Origin of the sequence: Haloechinothrix sp. LS1_15, assembly GCF_033042135.1 — a bacterium.
Taxonomy (GTDB): Bacteria; Actinomycetota; Actinomycetes; order Mycobacteriales; family Pseudonocardiaceae; genus Haloechinothrix.
On the sequence record NZ_WBXM01000012.1, the window covers coordinates 61155 to 82883 of the forward strand.

17 protein-coding genes are annotated in these 21729 nt (G+C 68.6%); 5 read left to right on the forward strand and 12 right to left on the reverse strand.

The annotated features are described in order from the left end of the window. Positions 1-5: 5 nt before the first annotated feature. From F8178_RS16900 to F8178_RS16930, 7 genes are all read right to left on the reverse strand, one after another. Entirely contained in the window at positions 6-920 is a 915-nt protein-coding gene (locus F8178_RS16900) for an ABC transporter permease (protein WP_317495799.1), read from the reverse strand. A gap of 4 nt (positions 921-924) precedes the next feature. Further along, positions 925-1719 carry an ABC transporter permease gene (locus F8178_RS16905; protein WP_317495800.1) on the reverse strand — a complete coding sequence of 265 codons (795 nt, stop codon included), beginning with the start codon at positions 1717-1719 and terminating at the stop codon, positions 925-927. 63 nt (positions 1720-1782) lie between these two features. Continuing rightward, the gene (locus F8178_RS16910; protein WP_317495801.1) at positions 1783-2544 is read right to left on the reverse strand and encodes a glucose 1-dehydrogenase; all 762 of its coding nucleotides are present in this window, start codon (positions 2542-2544) and stop codon (positions 1783-1785) included. Between the two features lie 78 nt (positions 2545-2622). Continuing rightward, positions 2623-4134: an aldehyde dehydrogenase family protein gene (locus F8178_RS16915; RefSeq protein WP_317495802.1), complete on the reverse strand. Its 1512-nt coding sequence runs from the start codon at positions 4132-4134 to the stop codon at positions 2623-2625. Positions 4135-4240: 106 nt separating this feature from the next. Beyond that, on the reverse strand, positions 4241-5161 hold the full coding sequence (locus tag F8178_RS16920) for a 3-oxoacyl-ACP reductase (protein ID WP_317495803.1): 921 nt from the start codon (positions 5159-5161) through the stop codon (positions 4241-4243). Further along, positions 5158-6246 carry a Zn-dependent alcohol dehydrogenase gene (locus F8178_RS16925; RefSeq protein ID WP_317495804.1) on the reverse strand — a complete coding sequence of 363 codons (1089 nt, stop codon included), beginning with the start codon at positions 6244-6246 and terminating at the stop codon, positions 5158-5160. Before F8178_RS16925 ends, F8178_RS16920 begins: the two co-directional genes overlap by 4 nt. 102 nt (positions 6247-6348) lie before the next feature. Continuing rightward, positions 6349-7584 (reverse strand): NADH:flavin oxidoreductase, encoded by a 1236-nt coding sequence (locus F8178_RS16930; RefSeq protein ID WP_317495805.1) that lies wholly within the window; start codon positions 7582-7584, stop codon positions 6349-6351. Positions 7585-7699: 115 nt separating this feature from the next. On the opposite strand from F8178_RS16930, the gene F8178_RS16935 reads away from it, so the two are divergent. The 4 genes from F8178_RS16935 to F8178_RS16950 all read left to right on the forward strand — a co-directional run bounded on the left by F8178_RS16935 (position 7700) and on the right by F8178_RS16950 (position 12400). Continuing rightward, on the forward strand, positions 7700-8893 hold the full coding sequence (locus F8178_RS16935) for an acyl-CoA dehydrogenase family protein (RefSeq protein WP_317495806.1): 1194 nt from the start codon (positions 7700-7702) through the stop codon (positions 8891-8893). Between the two features lie 48 nt (positions 8894-8941). Then, positions 8942-10045, forward strand: coding sequence for an acyl-CoA dehydrogenase family protein (locus F8178_RS16940; protein ID WP_317495807.1), 1104 nt, complete (start codon positions 8942-8944; stop codon positions 10043-10045). Continuing rightward, positions 10042-11634: a long-chain-fatty-acid--CoA ligase gene (locus F8178_RS16945; protein WP_317495808.1), complete on the forward strand. Its 1593-nt coding sequence runs from the start codon at positions 10042-10044 to the stop codon at positions 11632-11634. Before F8178_RS16940 ends, F8178_RS16945 begins: the two co-directional genes overlap by 4 nt. An 85-nt stretch (positions 11635-11719) precedes the next feature. Further along, entirely contained in the window at positions 11720-12400 is a 681-nt protein-coding gene (locus F8178_RS16950; RefSeq protein ID WP_317495809.1) for a TetR/AcrR family transcriptional regulator, read from the forward strand. A gap of 76 nt (positions 12401-12476) precedes the next feature. Here F8178_RS16950 and F8178_RS16955 read toward each other — a convergent pair whose 3' ends face one another. Genes F8178_RS16955 through F8178_RS16965 form a run of 3 tightly spaced genes read right to left on the reverse strand, consistent with a single transcriptional unit; the run spans position 12477 to position 16139 of the window. Continuing rightward, the gene (locus F8178_RS16955) at positions 12477-13577 is read right to left on the reverse strand and encodes a phosphotransferase family protein (protein ID WP_317495810.1); all 1101 of its coding nucleotides are present in this window, start codon (positions 13575-13577) and stop codon (positions 12477-12479) included. Positions 13578-13587: 10 nt separating this feature from the next. Beyond that, positions 13588-15048: an aldehyde dehydrogenase gene (locus F8178_RS16960; RefSeq protein WP_317495811.1), complete on the reverse strand. Its 1461-nt coding sequence runs from the start codon at positions 15046-15048 to the stop codon at positions 13588-13590. Then, positions 15045-16139: a hypothetical protein gene (locus F8178_RS16965; RefSeq protein WP_317495812.1), complete on the reverse strand. Its 1095-nt coding sequence runs from the start codon at positions 16137-16139 to the stop codon at positions 15045-15047. The genes F8178_RS16960 and F8178_RS16965 overlap by 4 nt, the downstream gene beginning before the upstream one ends. A gap of 236 nt (positions 16140-16375) precedes the next feature. Here F8178_RS16965 and F8178_RS16970 point away from each other — a divergent pair, with 236 nt between their 5' ends. Continuing rightward, positions 16376-18859, forward strand: coding sequence for an alkaline phosphatase family protein (locus tag F8178_RS16970; RefSeq protein ID WP_317495813.1), 2484 nt, complete (start codon positions 16376-16378; stop codon positions 18857-18859). A gap of 81 nt (positions 18860-18940) precedes the next feature. Here F8178_RS16970 and F8178_RS16975 read toward each other — a convergent pair whose 3' ends face one another. Both F8178_RS16975 and F8178_RS16980 read right to left on the reverse strand, forming a co-directional pair. Then, on the reverse strand, positions 18941-20044 hold the full coding sequence (locus tag F8178_RS16975) for a nitronate monooxygenase family protein (protein WP_317495814.1): 1104 nt from the start codon (positions 20042-20044) through the stop codon (positions 18941-18943). Then, positions 20025-21638 carry an acyl-CoA synthetase gene (locus F8178_RS16980; RefSeq protein WP_317495815.1) on the reverse strand — a complete coding sequence of 538 codons (1614 nt, stop codon included), beginning with the start codon at positions 21636-21638 and terminating at the stop codon, positions 20025-20027. Before F8178_RS16980 ends, F8178_RS16975 begins: the two co-directional genes overlap by 20 nt. Positions 21639-21729: the final 91 nt, after the last annotated feature.

The window sequence follows — 21729 nt, forward strand, 5'->3', positions numbered from 1 at the left end:
TTGCCTCATCCCGCGATCCTCACCGTCGTCGTCGATCCCCAGATGGCCAGGCTGAGGAAGAAGTCGATGACCACGATCAACACGATCGACGTTCGCACCGCCCGGCCGACAGCTACTCCGACGCCCGCTGGTCCGCCGCGCGCGGTGTAGCCGTAGTAGCAGTGGGTCAGGATCACCGCGACACTGAAGATCAGGACCTTCAGGAACGACCACATCACGTCCTCCGGGGGAAGGAACAGGGTGAAGTAGTGGTCGTAGGTGCCCGCCGACTGGCCGTACACCCAGATCGTGATCTGCCGTGACGCCACGTAGGCCGACAGCAGGCCCACCGCATACAGCGGGATCACCGCGGCCACGCCTGCCAACACGCGGGTAGTGACCAGGTAGGGCACGCTCGGCACGCCCATCACCTCGAGGGCGTCGATCTCCTCGGAGATGCGCATCGCGCCGAGCTGCGCGGTGAAGCCGCAACCCACGGTGGCCGACAGCGCCAGCCCCGCCGAGATCGGCGCGACTTCGCGGGTATTGAAGTAGGCCGAGATGAAGCCGGTCAGCGCCGCGGTACCGAGCTGGTCCAGCGAGGAGTAGCCCTGCAAGCCCACTACCATGCCGGTGAACAGGGTCATGCCGATCATCACGCCGAGCGTGCCGCCGATGATCGCCAATCCCCCCGTACCGAAGCACACCTCGGTCAGCAGGCGGATCAGTTCCTTCGGGTAGCGGCGCAGCGTCCTGGGAGCCCAGGCGATCGCGCGGAGGTAGAAGGACAGCTGCTGACCGAGCCCTTCCAGCGAGGCGCCGGGGCGCGCGATGATCTCCAGGGTGCGGTCGGTCAGCTCCTCCCGCTCGTTCTTGCGTCCCGCCGCGACGGGCCGTCCGGCCCCGTCCTGCTCGCCGTGCCGCTCGTCCTGGATGGTCATAGCATCACAACGCCTTCGGCGGAACGACTTGCAGGTAGACCGCGGTGATCACCACGTTGATCAAAAACAGCAGCAGGAAGGTGATCACCACGGCCTGGTTGACCGCGTCACCGACACCTTTCGGGCCGCCGGCGGGGTTCAGCCCGCGGTAGGCGGCCACCACGCCTGCTACGAAGCCGAACAACAGTGCCTTGAACTGGCTGATCCACAGGTCGGGCAGCTGTGCCAACGCGTTGAAGCTGGCCAGGTAAGCACCAGGAGTGCCGCCCTGCATGATGACGTTGAAGAAGTAGCCGCCGAGCACCCCGACCACGCTCACCAGCCCATTGAGCAGCATGGCGACCACCGTCGCCGCCAGCACCCTCGGCACGATGAGCCGCTGCACCGGGTTGACACCGAGCACTTCCATGGCGTCGATCTCTTCCCGGATCTTGCGGGCGCCGATGTCGGCACAAACCGCCGAGCCCCCGGCCCCGGCCACGACCAGCGCCGTGATCAGCGGGGCTGCCTGCTGCACGATGCCGATGGCGCTGGCGGCTCCGGTGAACGACTGAGCGCCGATCTGCTCGGTCAGCGAGCCGAGTTGCAGCGCGATCACCGCGCCGAACGGGATCGCCACCAGCGCTGTCGGCAGGATCGTGACGCTGGCGAAGAACCAGCACTGCTGGATGAACTCGCGGAACTGGAACGGGCGGCGGAAGGTGCCACGCAGCACGTCCCACGCGAGCGTGGTCAACCTGCCGACCTGGCTGAGCGCAGCCGCACCGGGCACCGACACGCCGGTACCCTTGGTGACCATGGCTTCCTCCACGCTCCTCACACGCCACGCCGTCGGGACCGGCGGGCGTTACCGTTCGTGCCGCTAGATCTTCAGCGAATGCGTCGCTGTGACGCCCCCGTCCGCGACGAACTCCGAGCCCGTGCAGTAAGAGCTCTCGTCGCTGGCGAGAAAGACCACCAGGTCGGCGATCTCGTCCGCTTCTCCGAGGCGTCCCAGCGCGATCCGCTTGCCGATCCACTTCTTGTCGAGCTCGATGCCGCCCATCGCATCCTGCACCATCTGAGTGTCGATCATGCCGGGGTGGAGCGAGTTGACGCGGATGCCATCCTTACCGAGTTCCAGCGCGGCGACCTTGCTCATACCCCGGATGGCGAACTTGCTCGCCGTGTACGCGGTCAGCAACGGCGCCGCTGCCAGCCCTTCTATCGAGGACAGGTTGATGATCGACCCGCCACCCGCGCTTCGCATGGGTTCAACGACCGAGCGCATTCCGAGGAACGTACCGATTTGATTAACACGGATCACGCGTTCGAAGTCGGCGAGCGTGGTGCCGGTCAGCTCGGCGAAGTGCAGCAGCCCCGCGTTGTTGACAAGCACGTTCAGCGTGCCGAACGCGACGACCGTCCGCTCGACGGCCTCCTGCCACGCCTGCTCGTCGGTGACGTCGAGGTGGCAGTACGCCGCGGCGTCGCCCAGCTCGGCGGCGAGCTGTTTGCCGTCGTCGTCGTTGACATCGGACAGCATCACCTTCGCGCCTTCGGCGACGAACTTCCGCGCGGCCGCTGCGCCCTGCCCGCGCGCCGCACCGGTGATCAGCCCTACCTTTCCGGTCAACCGACCCATGCTCGCTCCCTACGCTCTGAAACCGGGGTGCCGTCCAAGGGCACCGACACCGCGCACGCTCGCCCGATTACCCGCTGCTCACATCATCTCGTCGCTCAACGGCATCATCACCGTCTTGAGCTCGGTATACGCTTCGAAGGCCGACTGACCGCCCTCGCGTCCCAAACCGGACTGCTTGAACCCGCCGAAGGGCGCGTGCGGCTCGATCTGGAAACCGTTGATGCCGACGGTACCGACGCGCAGCGCGCGCGAGACCCGGAACGCACGCTGCGCGTCGGCGCTGAACACCCCGGCTCCCAGGCCGTACTCGGTGTCGTTGGCCAGCCGCACCGCCTCGTCCTCGTCATCGAACGGGACGACGGCCAGCACAGGGCCGAAGATCTCCTCCTGGGCGATCGTCGCCGAGTTGTCCACGTCGGCGAAGATGGTCGGCGAGACGAAGTTCCCGGCCGCCAGCTCGCCATCCAGCCGCTCGCCGCCGGTCACCAACCGAGCGCCCTCGCTCTTGCCCTTGTCGATATAGCCGAGTACCCGCTCGAGCTGCCGTTCGTTGATCAGCGGGCTGGCGAGCACGCCGGGGTCGAAGGGATCCCCGAAGGTAATCGCCGAGGCCATCGCCTCCGCCGCGGTGAGGAACTCGTCGTAGACGTCGCGGTGCACCAGCGCCCGGGTGTTGGCCACGCAGGCCTGCCCGGACAGGCCCATGGTGACCGCGCCGACCACGGTGGAGGCAGCGAGCGTCACGTCAGGGGCGTCAGGGAAGACCAGCGCGGGGCTCTTGCCGCCCAGCTCGAGCGAGACCCGCTTGAGCGTGCCCGCGGATGCCTCGACGATCCGCCTGCCGACCCCGCGGCTCCCGGTGAAGCTCACCTTGTCCACATCACCATGGGTGATCAGGGCTTCACCGCACTCTTCTCCGGTACCTGTGACCACGTTGAGCACGCCGGGCGGCAGGCCCGCCTCCTCGAGCAGCTCGACCATGCGCAGCACTGAAAAGGTGGCGAACTCGGACGGCTTGAGCACCACGCTGCACCCCGCGGCCAACGCGGGGGCGACCTTCTGCGCGTACAGCAGGAATGGTGCGTTCCACGGCAGGATCGCCGCTACCACCCCGAGGGGTTCGCGGAAGGTCATCGCCAGGTGGTCACCGCCCTGATAGGGCGGCAAGGTCTGACCGCCGACCTTGTCGACCCAGCCCGCGTGGTGGTCGAACACATCGGCAGCAGCACCGACCGAGGTCGCGTAGATGCCCCCGAAGGACAGCGGCACGCTGTTGTCAAGGGCCTGTATCCGGTGCAGCTCCTCGGCGTGATCGCGCAGCAGCTGGGCGTAGCGATGCAGCAGGCGGATCCGCTCACCGGCGCGCGCCCGCGACCAGGTGCCCGCTTCGAAGGCGCGGCGCGCGGCCGCGACCGCCGCATCCACATCGGCTGCGGTCGCCCTCGGGAACTCCCCGATCACCTCCGCGGTCGCCGGGTGCCGGTGCTCCCAGGTAGCACCGCCGCCTGCCGCGTCCCACTGCCCGTCGATGTACAGCCTGCCGGTGCGCAGGCCGAGCTCGTCGCGGTGTGCCAGCACGCTCAGTGTCATGACTTGTCTCTCCTCTTCTCGAACGACCTCGCCCAGCCCACTGCGGTCGCCGTCACGGTCCGGCACCCGGTCACGGCAGCGGAATCGCGGCGGCAGCACAGCATTGTCACAGGGACATCACCTCGGTGGCAGCGAACATCCTCGGCTCGTCGCGGCCAGCGAAGTAGCCCCCCACCTTGTCGGCGAGCTCCCCGGCCGTCCACGTCGCACCCGAGGTATCGAACCGCGCCTCCACCGTCGGAGGCGCCATCAGCGCCACCATCCCGCCGTGCACGACGAACACCTGGCCGCTGATGGACGCGGCTTCCGGGGAGGCCAAGTAGCTCACCACCGGTGCAACGTGGTCGACGGACAGCGGGTCGACACCGCCTGAACCCGCGGACCCGTCCGACGTTTCGGGCGGTGGGCCGAAAACCTGGTCGGTCATCGCGGTCCTTGCGCGGGGACAGATCGCGTTGGCACGCACGCCGTAGCGGGCCATGCCGCGCGCCGTGGCCACGGTCAGCGCCGCGATCCCGCCCTTAGCCGCGGCGTAGTTCGGCTGCCCTTCCGCACCGAGCAGGAATGCCTCAGAGGCAGTGTTGATCACACTACCGTAAACGAGCTTGCCCTCCGCCTTGGACTTCCCGCGCCAGTACGCCGCCGCGTTTCGCGACAGCAGGAAATGCCCTCGTAGGTGGACCCGGATGACCTCGTCCCACTCGGAATCCGTCGCGTTGAACAGCATCCTGTCCCTGGTGATGCCCGCGTTGTTCACCAGCACGTGCAGCCCGCCGAAGCGCTCCACCGCCGTGCTCACCAGGGCGTCCGCGGTGGCGCGCTCGCCGACGTCGCCGGGAACGAAGGCCGCCTTGCCGCCAAGGGCCTCGATCTCGTCCACCACGCTGGTTCCAGACTCGTCGACATCGCCGACCACGACGGTGGCGCCGTCGCGGGCCAGCTGCAGGGCTTCGGCCCTGCCGAGGCCGGCTGCCCCGCCCGTCACGATCGCGACGGTGCCGTCGAGACTGTTGCGGCCGCTACTCACGCGATGGTCACCACCTGCCGGATCAGATCGTGGTTGCCCGCGCGCAACACGTCGAGCCCCTTGTTGACGTCGTCGAAGGTCAGCCGCTTGCTGATCATGCCGTCCAGGTCGAGCATGCCCGCGCGCCAGAATTCGATCATCTTGGCGGTGTCCCGGTGGACGTGGCACGACCCGTAGAACGATCCCAGGATCTTCTTGTCGTGCAGGAAGAGTTCCTGCGCGCTGAAGCTGACCATCTCGTCGGCCTTGCCGGCACCGACGATGACAACCGTGCCGCCGCGGCGGGTCTGGTCCCAGGCCGACCGGATCGTGGTGGACAGTCCCACGACGTCGATGGCGTAGTCGAACCCGGCGCCCTGCGTGAGCTCCTGCTTGAGCTCGTCGAGCTCCTCGGGGGTAGCGGTGTGAGTGGCGCCGAAACGTAGCGCGAGGTCGCGCTTGGCCGCCACCGGATCGACGGCCACGATCCTGCTCGCGCCTGCGATCCTCGCGCCCTGGATGACCGAGATGCCCACGCCGCCACAACCGATGATCGCCACGCTGGAGCCTGGCTCGACCTTGGCGGTGTTCAGCACCGCGCCTACCCCGGTCAGCACGCCGCAAGCGACGAGCGCAGCGATCTCGAAGGGGACGTCGTCGTCCACCCTGATCGCACCAGCGGCGGGAACAACGACCTCCTCGGCGAAGGTGCCCAGCCCGGCGTAGCCGAACAGCTCGTCCTTGCCGTGTCGGAAGCGGGGCGAGGTGAACGCGGCGACGGCGTGCACGGCGCACAGGTTCGGTTGCCCCCTGAGGCAATCGGCGCAGGCGCCGCACGGCGGGACGAAGGAGACGGTGACGTGATCGCCTACCGCGAGGTGCTCCACCCCGGGACCGATCTCAACCACCTCACCCGCTCCCTCATGACCTACTACACCGGGCGCCAGCGCAGGCAGCGTGCCGTCCATGGCGGACAGGTCGCTGTGACAGATGCCCGACGCCCGCACTCTGATCTTGACCTCGTGCGGGCCTGGCGGCACCGTTGTTATGTCATCGCGCAGCTCGAGCTCCTCGGTACCGATCTCGGTCAGCACGGCAGCTTTCACGTCAACTCCTTCTCGTCGAAGTCACTGCGGTCGCACCGGATCGCCACAGCACGCACAGGCATCTAGAACTTGTTCTCACACACACTAGAACGTGTTCTCGTGTCACACAAGCCTCGGCGACTGTTCCGTGTCCGAGGAGTAACCGGCAGGTGGCGTGGCCAGCACGCAGCGGGTGGCCGAGTAGATGGTCGGCATGCACTTGTTGCAGTGAATGCACAGCGAGGTCTCCCGACCGCCCTCCGCGATCGTGTTGACCAGATCCGGCTCCCGCAGCAGGGCACGCGCCGCGGCGACGAAGGCGAAGCCCTCCCGCATGGCCAGATCCATCACGGGCTTGCCCGTCACCCCGCCGAGCAGCACCAACGGCAGGTCCACCTGCTGGCGTACCTGCCTGGCATCGGCGAGCAGGTAGGCATCCTCGTACGGGTAACTGCGCAGCAGGTAACGACCGAACAGCCGCACACCCCACCGGACCGCACCCGACATGGCCCCGGCGAACTCGTCGATCGGAGCGGGGCCACGGAACAGGTACATCGGGTTGAGCAGCGAGCTGCCCTCGGTGAGTTCGATCGCGTCGACCGAACCGTCCTGCTCCAGCCACCGCGCCACCGGGATCGCCTCGTCGAGCCAGAAGCCACCCCGGACCCCGTCGTCCATGTTCAACTTCAGCAGGATCGCGATGCGGTCGCCCACGGCGTCACGGACCGCGTTCGCGACCTCACGCAGCAGCCGCGCCCTGCCTGCCAGCGAGCCGCCATAGCGGTCGTCGCGCCGGTTGAGACGCGGACTTAGGAACGAACTCACCAGATAGTTGTGACCACAGTGGATCTCGACGGCGTCGAACCCCGATTCGGCCGCCATGACCGCGGCTTCCGCATGGGCGCGCACCACGCGGCGCAGGTCCTCGGCGGTCGCCGCCCTGGTCAGCCGCATCGTCATCGGGTGAGGGAACCGGCCGGGTGCCAGCGCCCGCACCCCGGTACCGCCGGGATTGGCCACCGGCCCGGCGTGGCCGAGCTGGGCCGAGACCGCCGCACCCTCGGCGTGCACCGCGTCGGTGAGCCTGCGCAGACCAGGCAGCGCTTCGCGCCGCCAGTAGAGCTGGTGCCGGTCCGTCCTGCCCTCGGCGGACACGGCGCAGAACGCCACGGTGGTCATACCGACCCCACCTGCCGCAGGGGCACGGTGGAACTCGATCAGCTCGTCGGTCACCAGACCGTCACGGCTACGCCCCTCGTAGGTCGCCGCTTTGATAACCCGGTTGCGCAACCGCACCGGGCCGAGCATCGCGGGCGCGAGAACGTCGGGAACGGCTGACCGCTCGCCTCCACTGGACATCGATCGCACCCCTTCACTCGGATCCAACTCGCCGTCATTCTAGAACTTGTTCTAAAGTTGAGCCAGGAGGCAGCCTGTGAGGGCGAGCCCCGCGCCGAGGACACCGGAGGGAACCATGCGCATCGGTTACACCGACGAGCAGGCCAAGCTGCGGCAGCAGCTGCGGCAGTACTTCGCGGACGTGATGACGCCGCGACGCCGGGAAGAGCTCGCAGGCCAGGGCGGGGAATACGGAGACGGCACCGCCTACAAGGAAATCGTCCGCGAACTGGGCCGCGACGGCTGGCTGGCACTCGGCTGGCCTACCGAGTACGGCGGGCACGCGCGCCCCATGCTCGACCAGCTCATCTTCACCGACGAAGCCGCCGTAGCCGGGGTCCCGGTGCCGTTCCTGACGATCAACACGATCGGCCCTGCCATCATGCGGTACGGCACCGAAGAGCAGCGCGAATACTACCTCCCCCGGATCGCCGCAGGCGAGCTGCACTTCTCCATCGGCTACTCGGAACCCGACGCGGGTACCGATCTCGCCTCGCTGCGCACCCGCGCGATCCGGCACGGCGACGGCGACGACGCCGAGTACGTCATCAACGGGCAGAAGATGTGGACGAGCCTGATCGAGTACGCCGACTACGTCTGGCTCGCCGCACGCACCGACCCGGACGCCCACCGGCACAAAGGGCTCAGCATCCTCATCGTGCCCACTTCGGCACCGGGTTTCTCGTGGACCAAGGTGCACACCGTGGCTGGACCGGGCACCAGCGCGACCTACTACTCCGACGTACGCGTACCCGCCGACGCGCTGGTCGGCGAGGAGCACAAAGGCTGGCGGTTGATCACCAGCCAGCTCAACCACGAGCGCGTGGCACTGACCTCGGCCGCCCCGCTCCAGACCGCGCTCTCCGAGGTACGCCAGTGGGCACAGCAGACCACCGGCAGCGACGGCAAGCGGGTGATCGACGCCGAATGGGTCCGGTTGCACCTGGCGCGGGTACACGCGCACGCCGAGTATCTCAAGCTTCGCAACTGGAAGACGGCGTGGTCGGCGAGCAACGCCGAGCTCGGCCCCGAAGATGCCTCGGCGACCAAGGTTTTCGGTACCGAGTTCGCCACCGAGGGCTACCGGCTGTTGATGGAGGTACTCGGCGCGGGAGCGGTGGTGCGCGAGGGCTCGGCAGGCGCGCTGCTGCGCGGCAAGATCGAACGGCTGCACCGGTCCTCGCTCATCCTCACCTTCGGCGGCGGAACCAACGAGGTGCAGCGCGACATCATCGCCGCGACCGCCCTCGGCCTTCCCGTGTCCCGCTGAAACCGTGCCCGACACTTCCCGGCCACCGACTCGAATCAAGGGAGCACCATGGACTTCTCGCTCACCGAAGCGCAACGGGACCTCGCGGGCCTCGCTGGCCGTATCCTCGGCGACTGGGCGGAACGCGACGGCGACCAGCGCACCGAACCGTTCGACGATCCCTTCGACGCCACCCTGTGGGAGCAGCTGGCTCAGGCGGGCCTGCTGGACGCCGCGCTGCCCGAATCCGTCGGCGGCGGCGGGTTCGGCCTACTGGAGCAGTGCAGCGTACTGATCGAGCTCGGCAGGGTCGCGGCCCCTGTGCCGTACCTGCCAAGCATCACCGGCGCCGCCTCGGCCATCGCCGAGTTCGGCACCGGCCTGCACGCCGAGCGGTGGGCGCTCCCGGTGACCCGCGGGCAGCGCACCATGGCGATCGCGCTGGCCGACGAGGGCGACGACCCTGGATTCACCGCGCGGCGCGCGGGCGGCAGCTGGCGCGTCAGCGGGACGCAGACCGCAGTGCTGCACGGCGCGCACGCCGACGCCTTCGCCTGCGAGGTCGCCACCGACGAGGGCGACGCCCTGATGCTCGTCGACCGCGGGCACAGCGGGCTGCGGGTGACCGGCCAGCACGCCGTCGACGGCACCGGGGCGGCGCTTGTCGAGCTGGACGAGGCCGAGGCGACCGACGACGCGCTACTCGGCGAACCGGGCAGCGGGGCAGCCCGCTGGCTACGGCTGCGCGCCACCGTGGGGCTGTGCGCGCTCCAACTGGGCATCGTGTCGAGGGCGCTGGAGATGACCGGCGAGTACGCGCGCAAGCGTGAACAATTCGGCGAGGTCATCGGCTCGTTCCAGGCGGTGCGCCAGCGGCTGGCCGAGGCCTACCTCGACGTGGAGGCGGTACGGCTGACGCTGTGGCAGGCGGCCTGGCGGCTGAGCGAGGGCCTACCAGCCGACGAGGAGGTCGCCACCGCGAAGTTCTGGGCGGCACAGGCGGGCCACCGGGTGGCGCACACCGCGGTACACATCCACGGCGGCGTCGGGATCGACATGGACTACCCGCTGCACCGCTACTTCGTGGCAGCCAAACGAACCGAGTTCGCGCTCGGCGGCGCGACAGCCCAGCTCCGCGCGCTCGGCACCCATCTCGCCGAGGCACCGGCATGACCGTGACGGCAGGCACCGTCACCGAGCGGCTGCTCGCCAGGGTGGGCGAGGGGCACCACGGGCTGCGGTTCGGCGAGGCGTGCTGGACCTGGCACGAGCAGGTGCGGGAATGTGCCATGCACGCCGCGCTACTGCGCGAGCTCCGTGACGGCAGGCGCCCGTTCCACGTGGGTGTGCTGGCCGACAACATCCCGGCGTTCTCCTTCCTGCTCGGCGCCGCCGCGCTGGCCGGTGCCGTACTGGTCGGCCTCAACCCCACGAGGAGGGGTGCCGCGCTCGCCCGCGACGTGCGTGCCGCCGACTGCCAGCTGGTGATCACCGAACGCGCTCACCGGGAGCTGCTCACCGGGCTGGATCTCGGGGCCGCGACGGGCAGGGTATTCGACGTGGACAGTGCGAAGTGGGCTGCCATGTTGGCGGCGCACCGCGCCGCCCCGGTGGACCCGGTACCGGCGCGGGAGGACGACCTGCTGATGCTGATCTTCACCTCCGGCACCGGCGGGGACCCCAAACCGGTGCGCTGTACCCACGGCAAGATCGCCCAGCCCGGCGCGATGCTGGCCGAACGGTTTAATCTGTCCACAACAGATACAGTGTACGTGGCCATGCCGCTGTTCCATTCGAACGCGATCATGGCTGGCTGGTCGGTGGCGCTGGCAAGCGGCGCCACAATCGCACTGCGCAGGAAGTTCTCGGCCTCTCGCTTCCTGGACGACGTGCGCACCTACGGGGCGACCTACGCCAACTACGTCGGCACCCCGCTGTCCTACATCCTCGCGGTGCCGGAACGCGCCGATGACGCCGACAACCCGCTACGTGTCGTCTACGGTAACGAAGGAGCCCCGGCCGACCTGGCAGCCTTCGCCGACCGGTTCGGTTGCTCGGTCATCGACGGCTACGGTTCCACCGAAGGCGGGGTGGCGATCTCCCGCACCCCGGACACCCCGGCAGGGGCGCTCGGCAGGCTCCCGGATGGGGTGGACATCCTGCACCCCGATACCGGTTCACCCTGCCCACCTGCCCGGTTCGGTGCCGGTGGCGGGCTCGCCAACCCCAGCCAGGCGATCGGCGAGCTCGTCAACACCGCGGGTACCGGCATGTTCGCCGGGTACTACAACGCCGAGGACGCCGAGGCCGAGCGGGTGCGCGGCGGGATGTACTTCACCGGTGACCTCGCGTACCGGGACGCGGCAGGGTTCTGCTACTTCGCAGGGCGCACCGGCGACTGGCTCCGGGTGGGCGGCGAGAACCTCGGCACCGCACCCATCGAGCGCGCCCTGTCGCGCTACCCGGGCATCAGCGACGTCGCGGTATACGGGGTACCGGACGGGCATGTCGGCGACGCCGTCACGGCTGCCATCGTGCCGTGCGGCGCGCCGTTCGACCCGATGGGCTTCGCGGCGTTCCTCGCCGCGCAAGGCGACCTCGGGCCGGTGCAGTACCCGCGGTACTTGCGATTGATGCACCAGCTGCCGCGCACCGCCACCCACAAGGTCGTCAAGCGCGAGCTGGCGGCGCAAGGGCTGGACTGCGCGGATCCGGTCTACGAACGTGCCTCCGACGACCCGCCCCGCTACGCCGCCCGGTAGCGGGCCGGGTGCCAGGTGCGCGCACGCGGTATGATATTTGAACTATGTTCAATAATATCGTGATCGGCCATTGGGTGTCCCCGCGGTGAGCGAGGGCGAGGGAACCGGCCGCGCCGGTGGGCGTGGCCGGGGGCGACCGCCGGTGATCACCAGGGAGCAGATCGTGCGCGCGGCGCGCGATGTCGGCCTCGACCGGCTGCGCATGTCCAGCGTCGCCGAGGCGCTCAACGTCAGGCCCGCCGCGCTGTACCACCACGTGCGCAGCAGGGATGAGCTGGTCGAGCTCGTGGCGTGGCAGGTGCTGGAGGAGACCAACTACGACGACTGGACGCCGGACAACGGCACGGGCTGGCGGGGTTGGATCCGCGCCTACGCGCACGCGCTGCGCAGGGCGATGCTGGACAACGCCGCGCTGTTCCAATACATCCGGCTCACCACCGCAGCAACCACGCACCGGCTGGACCACATCGAGCGGCTAGTGGGCGTGCTGGTCGACGCGGGGTTCGGTTACACCACCGCCAGCCACACCATCCAGCACGTGCACCTGATGATCGAGGCGGAGGTTCGCGACGCCGTCGAACCGGAGGGCAGCCAGCAGCGCCAGTTCACCGAGTTCCACCGTGCGCTCGCCGCCCGTCCCGGTGACGACCTGCCGCACCTGCGACGCATGGCCGAGCACCGCCCCGGTCCCGACCCGGACGCCCAGTTCGAGTTCATGCTCGACTGCCTGCTGGAGGGCTTGGCAACCCGCCTCGACCGCCCGTGACGGGGTGTGGAGCTGAACGTGACGTTCGAGCCGTCTAAGGCGCTGAACGTCACGTTCAGCTCCCAGCTCCACCCTGTCAGGCCAGCAGGGCCTCCAGCCCGGAACGGTTGTAGAACACGTCGTCGGGATCGGCGGGGAACTCGCGTTCGCCGAAGTACGCCTGGCGGTGGGCGACCCTGGCCATCACGATCGCGTTGCGCAGCGCCGCATAGACGATGTAGAAGCCCAGGTCGCGGACGGTGCGGCCGGTGAGGCGCTGGTAGCTGGCCACGACATCGGTGGCGCGCAGGAAGTCCGGCATGCCGTCGAGCCCCGCGCTCGCGGCGAGCTCCTCGAAGAACCAGTGGTGGTAGATCAACCAGGCGAGGTCCAGCTCCGGCGGCCCCACCGCCGCCATTTCCCAGTCCAGCACGCCCGCCGGCTGGAAATCGCGGTAGAGGATATTGCCGATGCGGGCGTCGCCCCACACCAGCACCGGTTCGGGAACATGATCGGGCCAGTTGTCCTCGAGCCACGCGAAGCCCCGCTCGATCAGCGGGTGTCTGCACTGTCGCGACACCCACCGGTAGTAGTCCTGTTGCTCGGCCACGTGGCGGTGCAGCGCCGTCGGTCCGTCCCGGCCGTATTCGAGGAACCCGAGATCTTCGGTGGTTGGGGTGAGGCTGTGTATCCCGGCGAGCACCGCCACCGTGGCCTCCTGTAGCCGCCGTCGTTCGGTGGCGCCCGCTTCCAGCAACCAGCCCTCGAAGTTGTAGGGCATCACGTCGGGAGGCACCGAGCCCTCGACGCGCTCCATCACGAACAGTGGCGCGCCCACCGGCGCCGGATCGGCCTCGAACCACAATGCCCTCGGCACCGGCACCCGCGTTCTGCTGCCGACCAGGCGCATGACCCGGAACTGCCGGTGCAGGTCGTAGGTGGGAAACACCGGCATGGCATCGGCCTGCGGAGCCAGCCGCGCCACGCACGGCAACATGGTGCGCCGCCCGCCCTCGGTCGCGGTCAGGTCGAACGTGACGGTCTCGCTGGACATCCCGTTGCCCGGCGGGACGGCCAGCTCGCCCACCACCGGCTCGGCACCCGCCGGAAGCCGCGTGGCCAGCCAGGACGCCAGCCGCTGCCGGAGCAGCGCGTAGTCCCGCGTGGAGGTCTGCGGGCGGTCGATGCGCTCTGCCACGACATCCCGCCTAACCCAGCGGGAGTGTCACGGACTTGAGCTCGGTGTAGGGCTCGATGCCCTCCGGGCCGAACTCCCTGCCGATACCGCTGGCCTTGTAGCCGCCGAACGGCGCGTTGGCGTCGATCAGGTACTGGTTCACGCCGAACGTCCCGGTGCGGACATGCCGCGCCAGCTCGAGCCCACGCTCGACATCGGCGGTCCACACCGAGCCTGCCAGGCCATAGTCCGAGTCGTTGGCGATGCGTACCGCCTCCCGCTCGCCGGTGTACGGGATCACCGTCAGCACCGGCCCGAAGATCTCCTCCCGCGCGATGCGCATGTCGTTGTCGGCGTCGGCGAACACCGTCGGCCGCACGTACCAGCCACTGTCGACGCCGTGGGGCATGCCGGTACCGCCGGTGACGATCCGCGCGCCCTCCTGGACACCGAGCTCGATGTAGCTCGCGACCCGCTCCTGCTGGCGCCGCGCGACCATCGGTCCGATGTAGTTGGCCTCGTCGTGCGGGTCGCCGACCGGCAGGGCAGCGACCATCCCGGCCAGCGCGTCGACCACCTCGTCGTAGCGGCTGCGCGGGGCCAGGATCCGGCTCTGCGCCACGCACGCCTGCCCGCTGTTGAGCAGCGAGGCCAGCTTCAGGCCATCCACAGTCGCATCGACGTCGCAGTCGTCGAGCACGATCGCGGCCGACTTCCCGCCGAGTTCGAGCGTGAGCCGCTTGAGGTCCGAGCCGCACAGTGAGGCGATACGACGGCCCGCGGCGGTCGATCCGGTGAACGACACCTTGTCCACACCGGGATGGGTGACCAGGTACTCCCCGGTCTCGCGGCAGGCGGGCAGCACGCTGACCACGCCTTGCGGCAGCCCGACCTCGTCGAGGATCTCGGCGAGCAGCAACGAGTCCAGCGGAGCCTCCGGTGCCGGTTTGATCACCACGGTGCAACCGGCGAGCAGGGCGGGCGCGAGCTTGGCCATGAGCACGTACTGCGGCACGTTCCACGGGATGACCACGGCGACCACGCCTGCCGGTTCACGGCGGACGACGACCTGTTCACCGAACGCGCCGTCCCGACGATCCTCCCAGGCGAACCGCTCCGCCGCCGTCAGGAAGGCATCCAGCGACGTCGCGGTGGCCTGGGTCTGACCGAGGTGCGAGAACCAGATCGGCGAACCCATCTCTGTGGTGATCAACTCGGCCATCTCACCCATCCTGGACTCGTACGCCTTGGCCAACCGGGACACGACCCGCCGCCGCTCACCCGGGTCCGTACGCGGCCACTCCCCCTCGTCGAATGCCCGCCTAGCCGCACCGACCGCGGCATCCACATCGCTTCGGGAAGCCTCGGGGACACTTCCCACCACCTGCTCGCTGTGCGGTGAGACCACGTCGATGGTGCCTGCGGTCGCGGGTGACTGCCACTTCCCTCCGATGTAGAGCCGACCGTAGTGCAGCTTCGGTGTTCCGTTCATGGCGCGACGTCCTCCCAACTGGCGAATCCCGATGGTTCGTGTGGACCGAAACAGGCGAACTCGAACATGCCCCAGCCGGACTCGCCTCCACAGCGGGCGCGCACCAGATTGTCGGTGACGCTCCAGTAGGCCGCCCGCTTAGCGGCGTCGGCGACGTCGTAGCTGCGGCCCTGCACCACCAGTTCGCCGAGGTACATGCCGTGCCGCCAGTCGTCGACGCCGTAACCGCCACCCGCCCCGAGCGCCAGTGGGACCCGCGGTTCGAGTGTGATCTCGGGGCCATGGCTGAACAACAGCGTCGCCGCCGCCACCTCCCGTGTGCCGGAGGCGAACTCGATACCGATCTCCGGCCTGCCGAGATGCTCGACCTCGCCGCCAGCCGATTCCGGCCACACCCGCACGGCCTCCTCCAGTGACCGGGTGCCACGCGCGTCCTCCTGAACGATGGTGATGACGCTGAACTCCTCGAATTGCAGCGGCGCGTACACCCAGTAGAAGGATCCGGGTTCCTTCGCCGCGCCGATCCCGGCTGGTTCCGGCTCACCGACCGGGCGGATGCCCCACGACCGGTCCCGCGTTCCCCACCAGCTGCCCGGTGTGACCTCGTAGGTTTCCCCGTCTATGGTGAGCGTGCCGCTCCACTGGCCGGTCTGGGCCAGCCGGTTGGAGTCCACAATGGTTCGACCGTGTTGCCGCAACTCGTGGCGCGGTTCCAGGATGGCAGGCACGGAGCCGGTGTACGTCAGGTCGAACTCCAACCCGTGGTCATTGGGCTCGAGCACCACGCGGAGCCGGTACAGGCCTTCGAGGACCTCGACCCGGAACGGTCCGACCGTGGTGTCCATCCGGTCGATGCCCAGCTCACGGGAGGCGCGTACGGCGAGTTGGGTGCCGTCGCGGTGCACCACGGCGAACGCGTCGGCCACCCCGAGGTTCGGGTACTGGCCCATCCCGGTGACCAGGAACAGCTCTCCCGAATGCGGGTGGCAGTTGAAGTAGTAGCGGTCGTAGAAGTTGCGGTCGCTGGTGCCGACCCGGCGGACCGGTTCGATCACCTGGTGGATGGGGTAGTCGTCGAGCGGGGAGAGCACCGGCGTCACCGCCTCGCCAATCGTGTCCGGTAACTGGTTGCCGACATTTTTACTGCATTCAGAAAATAAGTCAACAGGCCCTACCACTTCGGATCTAGATCGTGTTCTATAGGGCGCAACCCCGGCGACGACCGTCTCGTCGGTACGGGTTAATCGATACACAGCCGAATCCTGTTGACCTACCGAGCGGTACGCCGCACGCTCCTCTGAAACACGTTCTACGCTAGGGAGCCAGCATGTCCCCCAACCGCCGCACCGTCATCGCTGGCGCACTGGCAGGCGGGCTCATCACCGTTGCCGGGCCGCGTGGTGCCTGGGCTCGCACCGCGCCTTCCGCTGGTGATCCCGTCCGGGTCTACCTGATCATTGTGGACGGACTGCGCATCGACGAGGTCCCGCTCATGCCGCAACTGTCCGAGCTCGCAGGAACCGGAACGTACTACCCGGAAGCACGGGCCCAGATGTCGGCCGAGACCACCCCCAACCACATCAGCATGCTCACCGGGATGCGGGCCGACCGGCACGGCATGCCGGGAAACGCGGTACCTGGCTTGCCCATCCGGGTCAGCGACGACCCGCGCTACCTGAAGGCGGACTCGATCCTCACGCTCATGCGCAGGCAAGCACCGGATCTACGCTCGGCCACGATCGGGGCGAAGGACTACGTCGCCGAGTCGGCCAAGCACGACCGTACCGGCGACGGGGAGCAGGACACGACCTACAGCAACGACCCGATCACGTCGAACCCGGCGACCTTCGACTCGGCACGCGATGAGGAGACCGGCACCGAGGCCCTGCTGGTCTCCCGCGAGCACGACCCCGATTTCCTGTTCCTCAATCTCGGAGACGTGGATCGCTACGGGCACTTCGACGAGACGGGTGGGCTCACCGGTGGCGAGCTACCCGCGCTGCGCCGCGCCACGCTGCTCACCGCCGATCAACAGTTGCGGCACCTGGTGACCGAGTTGCGCTCCAGCGGACGCTGGGAGCGAACGGTGTTCATCGTGACCGCGGATCACTCCATGGACTGGTCGTTCCGCGATGCCCTCGTAAACCTGGCGCCTGCGTTCGCCGAGGATTCGCTGCTGGCCGACGAGGTCTTCGCGGCGGTCAACGGCGGCGCCTGCCTGTACGGGTTGCGCAGCCCGGACGAGCCGAAGGCCGGTGAACGGCTGCGCCGGATGCGCGAGATCGCGCTGTCAGTCGAGGCCGTGGAGGAGGCACTGTACCTGCATCCGAATCCGGACGACGGTGGTAAGCAGCACTGGGTGGGAAGGCACCACCCGCACTGGGGCCTCGGCGGGGACTTCAGCGGCGAACTGCTGGTTACCGTCAAACCCGGATTCCGCATCGGGCACCACGAGAGCGCGCCCCTGTGGCTGGCCAACCCGATCCCCGGTAACCACGGCCACCCCGTGACGCTGCCGATTCCCATCGTGGTCTCCGGCGGCTGGGAGGGCCTACGGCAGCAGGTGGTCGAGCCGGATGGGCAGCCGGGCGTGGCCGATGAGGACCCCTCGCAGGCCCGCAACATCGACCTCGCGCCGACGGCGGCGTGGCTGCTTGGCCTGTACCCGCCGCCCGGTGGCTTCGACGGCCGTGTACTGCACGAGGCGTTCCGGATGCGGCCACCGTCCAGGGTCGCCGTCAGCAACGTCGCCAGCATGCCCACTGTGGAGCGACTGGCTGGAGGGGACGACTTCGGCGACGCCGTCGCGGTGTCCAGTCACGCCTTCCCGGACGGTGCGGATGCCGTCGTCGTCGTGCCTGCCGAGGCGCCATGGCACGCAGCGGGTGCCGTGCCGCTGGCCATCCGTCGCGGCGGGCCGATCCTGCCTGCCCGGGCGAGTGGCGTTCCCCGATCGATACTCGCCGAGGTTCGCAGGCTCGGACCGGAGCGCGCCTACATCCTCGGCGGCAAGGAGGTGCTCGGCGGCCGCGTCGAACGCGAACTGACCTCGGCAGGGGTGAGCGAGGTTCGTCGCCTCGCGGGGGATGACGCAGCCGCTACCGCGGCCGAGGTGGCCGTCGAACTCGGTGTGGCGGAGGCGAATCGTCAGGCGATCCTCGTCGACGGTGCGGGCGACAGCACAGCGGGCGGGCGCGGACTCGCCGACGCGATCGCCGCCGGGCCCGTAGGCGGTGCCCGCTACCCGGCGGACTTCGCCAATGACGACCGGCCACGGGTGCTCGACCAGTCGGCCGCTACCGGGGAGCTGCCACGCGGCAGGCGGCCGGTGCTACTCAGCGGTGACACCAGCCTGCCGGAAACCACCCGCGCGGCGTTGACCGAGCTAGACATCGATCGGGTGCTGGTGGCAGGCGGTACACACCGTGTGCCAGCGGCGCTCGAGGAATCGCTGCGCGGCGAGGGCATGCTGGTGGAGCGGATCGGCGCACGCGGGCCCGGCGAGACCGGGCGCCGCTGGGCCGAGCGCGGTGTGCGCGAGGGTGCCTACACCGACGAGCTGTGGCTGGCGGCCGAACGGGCAACGCTGCCGAGCCTGGCGGCTGCCGCTGCCGCGGGGTACCGGGGCGGCACCCTCCTGCTGATACCACCCGGTGAGCTGTCACAGCGCTCACCCGCCCGCCGCTTCCTCACCGAACGGTCCGACGAGTTCGTGCACCTGCGCATCGCGGGCGGTGAGGACACCTTTCCCGGCTCGCTCGCCGACGCCGTGATCGAGCTCCTCCACCAGCGCCGCACCCGCTCAGGCTGAGCGCACCATGCAGGCGGGCCGAACGTCACGTTAGCCCCTGGAAGGTGCCACACGTGACGTTCGGCTCCACCACCACGACGGCTAGCGGGTCTTGTCCAACCGGGACAGCGCCTCGTCGAACTCGCGGATGAGGTCCGACATGATGTCGGCGACTGGGCGCACCTGGTTCATCCTGCCCACGATCTGGCCGACCGGCATCGCGACCACGGACGGGTCCTTCGCCGCGGCTATGCGCTGGTGCGCCTCGCTGACCAGCAGGTTCTGCAGCGGCATCGGCAGCGGGTCGGGGGCGTCCGACGCGCTCCACGCCTCGGTCCAACGCGTCTTCAGCAGCCGGGCGGGCTTGCCGCTGAAGATCCGGGAACGCACCGTATCGGCGGAGGTGGCGCCCAGCATGGCCTGCTGCATGGCGTGCGAGCTGCTCATCGTCTCGAGGTACTCGCTCGTGGTCAGCCAGTACGAGCCCATCCACACCCCGCTGGCACCGAGGGCCAGCGCGGCAGCGATCTGCTTGCCGGAGCCGATACCGCCTGCCGCGAGCACCGGCACCTGCTCGCCGACCTGCTCGGCCACCTCGGGAAGCAGCACCATGGACGCGATCTCCCCGGTGTGGCCGCCCGCCTCGTAACCCTGGGCGACCACGATGTCCACACCGCTGGCGACGTGGCTGGCGGCGTGCTCGGCCTTGCCCGCGAGCGCCGCCACCTTCACCCCTGCCTCGTGCGCTTCGGTGATGATGTCCACCGGCGGGGACCCGAGCGCGTTCGCGATCAGGCTGATCGGGTGTTTCAGCGCCACGTCGACATGAGCACGGGCGACCGAATGCAACCAGCCGAGCACCCCGGCGTCGTCCGTACGGGACGGCAGGTCCGGCACGCCGAGCTGCTGTAGCGTGCGCTCTACGAACGCGCGATGCTCGTCAGGGATGTGCTTCTCCAGGTCAGCCATACTGCCTTCGGTGGGCACCTTGGACGGCATGACGATGTCCACCCCGTAGGGTTTGCCGCCGGTATTGGCATCCATCCAGTCGAGCACCCGGTCCAGCTCCTCGGCATCGTTGAACCGGACACAGCCAAGCACACCCAGACCGCCTGCTCGGGAGATCGCTGCCGCGACGTGCTCGGAGGGTGTGAAGCCGACGATCGGGTAGTCGATCCTCAGCGTGTCACAGAGTGCTGTCCGCATCGTGCTCCTCTACATAGCTCTTCGCCCATGCGTAATCCGGCTTACCGCTCGGCTGGCGCTGCACCTGATCGACGAACCATACGCTGCGCGGGACCTTGTACCCGGCGATCTTGGTGCGCGCGTGCTCGATCAGCGCGGGCACGTCGATCGAGGCGCCGTCGTCCGGTTGGATCACCGCGCCGACCCGTTGGCCCCACCGCTCGTCGGGTACCCCGACGACGAGGACGTCGAAGACGCCGGGATACGACTTGAGCGCGCCCTCGACCTCCTCCGGGTAGACCTTCTCGCCACCGGTGTTGATCGATTGCGAGCCGCGGCCGAGCAGCGTGACCGAGCCGTCTTCCTCGTAGCGCGCGTAATCCCCGGGAACGACGTAGCGCTTACCGTCGACCTCGACGAAGATGCTCTTGGTCTTCTCGGGGTCCTTGTAGTACCCGATCGGCACGTGCCCGCCCCTGGCCATCCTGCCGACCGCGCCTGGCTTGGGCTCGATGAGGTTGTTGTCGTCGTCGACGAGCACGGCCTGCTTGCTGAAGTTCACCCTGGGACCCGCCGAGTGGTCGCTGTCCTTACTGATCATGCTGATCCCGGTGAATCCGCTCTCGGAGGCTCCGACCGCGTCGGTCAGTACCGCGTTGGGGAATTCCTCGAGGTACTGCTGCTTGAGCGACTGCGAGAACAGCGCGGCGTGGCTGGTGATCGCCACCAGCGAGGAGGCGTCGTAGTCGCCCTCGCGGTAGGCGTCGAGCAGCGGCTTGCCCATGGCGTCACCGACCATGGTGAGCACATTGACCTTGTGTTCTTGGACCTGGCGCCACACCTCGTGCGGATCGAACTGCGGGACGAGCACCACCGGGCTCCCGGTGAACAACCCGCCGAATGCCGCCCACTGCGCGGCGCCGTGGATCAGCGGCGAAACAGGCATCCGGATCAGCCCCGGCCCGTCGGCGCCCTGATTGGCCAGTGTCCACTCGTCAGGGACGTACTCGCCGGTCATGAAGTCGATGCCGCCACCGAGGACGCGCCACACGTCCTCCTGCCGCCACATGACGCCCTTCGGGTAGCCGGTGGTACCTCCGGTGTAGAGGATGTAGAGATCATCGGGGCTGCGCTCGCCGAAGTCCCGCTCGGCCGACTGCTCGGCAAGTGCACCTTCGTAGGGCACGCCGTTATAGCGCGTGTAGTCGGCGTCCGAACCGTCCTCGACAACGAGAACGTGTTTCAGTTTCGGCGCGGAGGGAAGGACATCGGCGACGCGGTCGACGAACTGCCGCTCATGCACCAGCGCTACCAGGTCGGCGTTGTCGAAAAGGTACCGCAACTCCTCGGCCACGTACCGGAAGTTGACGTTCACGGCGCGCGCCCTGAGCTTGTACGCCGCGAACATCGCCTCCATGGACTCGACGGAGTTCCGCGAGTAGATCCCAATGTGATCGTCCTTGCCGACACCCTGGGCTGCGAGGTGATGGGCAAGTTTGTTGGCGCGCTCGTCCAGCTCGCGGAAGGTGAGCTGGCGGTCGCCACAGACGACGGCTGTGCGCTCCGGCACGACGTCGACGGCGTGCTCCAGGAGGTCTGCGATGTTCAGTGCCATACACCACAAACTAGAACATGTTATCGTCTGAGGCAATGGTCAACATCTGGCCGACGTTCGGCCACGACGTCGCGGAAGAGAGCAGCCGAAA

Bases quoted from the DNA above. Each gene is read 5' to 3' on its own strand.
- F8178_RS16900 (WP_317495799.1), bottom strand. From the start codon at position 920: ATGACCATCCAGGACGAGCGGCACGGCGAGCAGGACGGGGCCGGACGG.
- F8178_RS16905 (WP_317495800.1), bottom strand. From the start codon at position 1,719: ATGGTCACCAAGGGTACCGGCGTGTCGGTGCCCGGTGCGGCTGCGCTC.
- F8178_RS16910 (WP_317495801.1), bottom strand. From the start codon at position 2,544: ATGGGTCGGTTGACCGGAAAGGTAGGGCTGATCACCGGTGCGGCGCGC.
- F8178_RS16915 (WP_317495802.1), bottom strand. From the start codon at position 4,134: ATGACACTGAGCGTGCTGGCACACCGCGACGAGCTCGGCCTGCGCACC.
- F8178_RS16930 (WP_317495805.1), bottom strand. From the start codon at position 7,584: ATGTCCAGTGGAGGCGAGCGGTCAGCCGTTCCCGACGTTCTCGCGCCC.
- F8178_RS16935 (WP_317495806.1), top strand. From the start codon at position 7,700: ATGCGCATCGGTTACACCGACGAGCAGGCCAAGCTGCGGCAGCAGCTG.
- F8178_RS16940 (WP_317495807.1), top strand. From the start codon at position 8,942: ATGGACTTCTCGCTCACCGAAGCGCAACGGGACCTCGCGGGCCTCGCT.
- F8178_RS16945 (WP_317495808.1), top strand. From the start codon at position 10,042: ATGACCGTGACGGCAGGCACCGTCACCGAGCGGCTGCTCGCCAGGGTG.
- F8178_RS16960 (WP_317495811.1), bottom strand. From the start codon at position 15,048: ATGAACGGAACACCGAAGCTGCACTACGGTCGGCTCTACATCGGAGGG.
- F8178_RS16970 (WP_317495813.1), top strand. From the start codon at position 16,376: ATGTCCCCCAACCGCCGCACCGTCATCGCTGGCGCACTGGCAGGCGGG.
- F8178_RS16975 (WP_317495814.1), bottom strand. From the start codon at position 20,044: ATGCGGACAGCACTCTGTGACACGCTGAGGATCGACTACCCGATCGTC.
- F8178_RS16980 (WP_317495815.1), bottom strand. From the start codon at position 21,638: ATGGCACTGAACATCGCAGACCTCCTGGAGCACGCCGTCGACGTCGTG.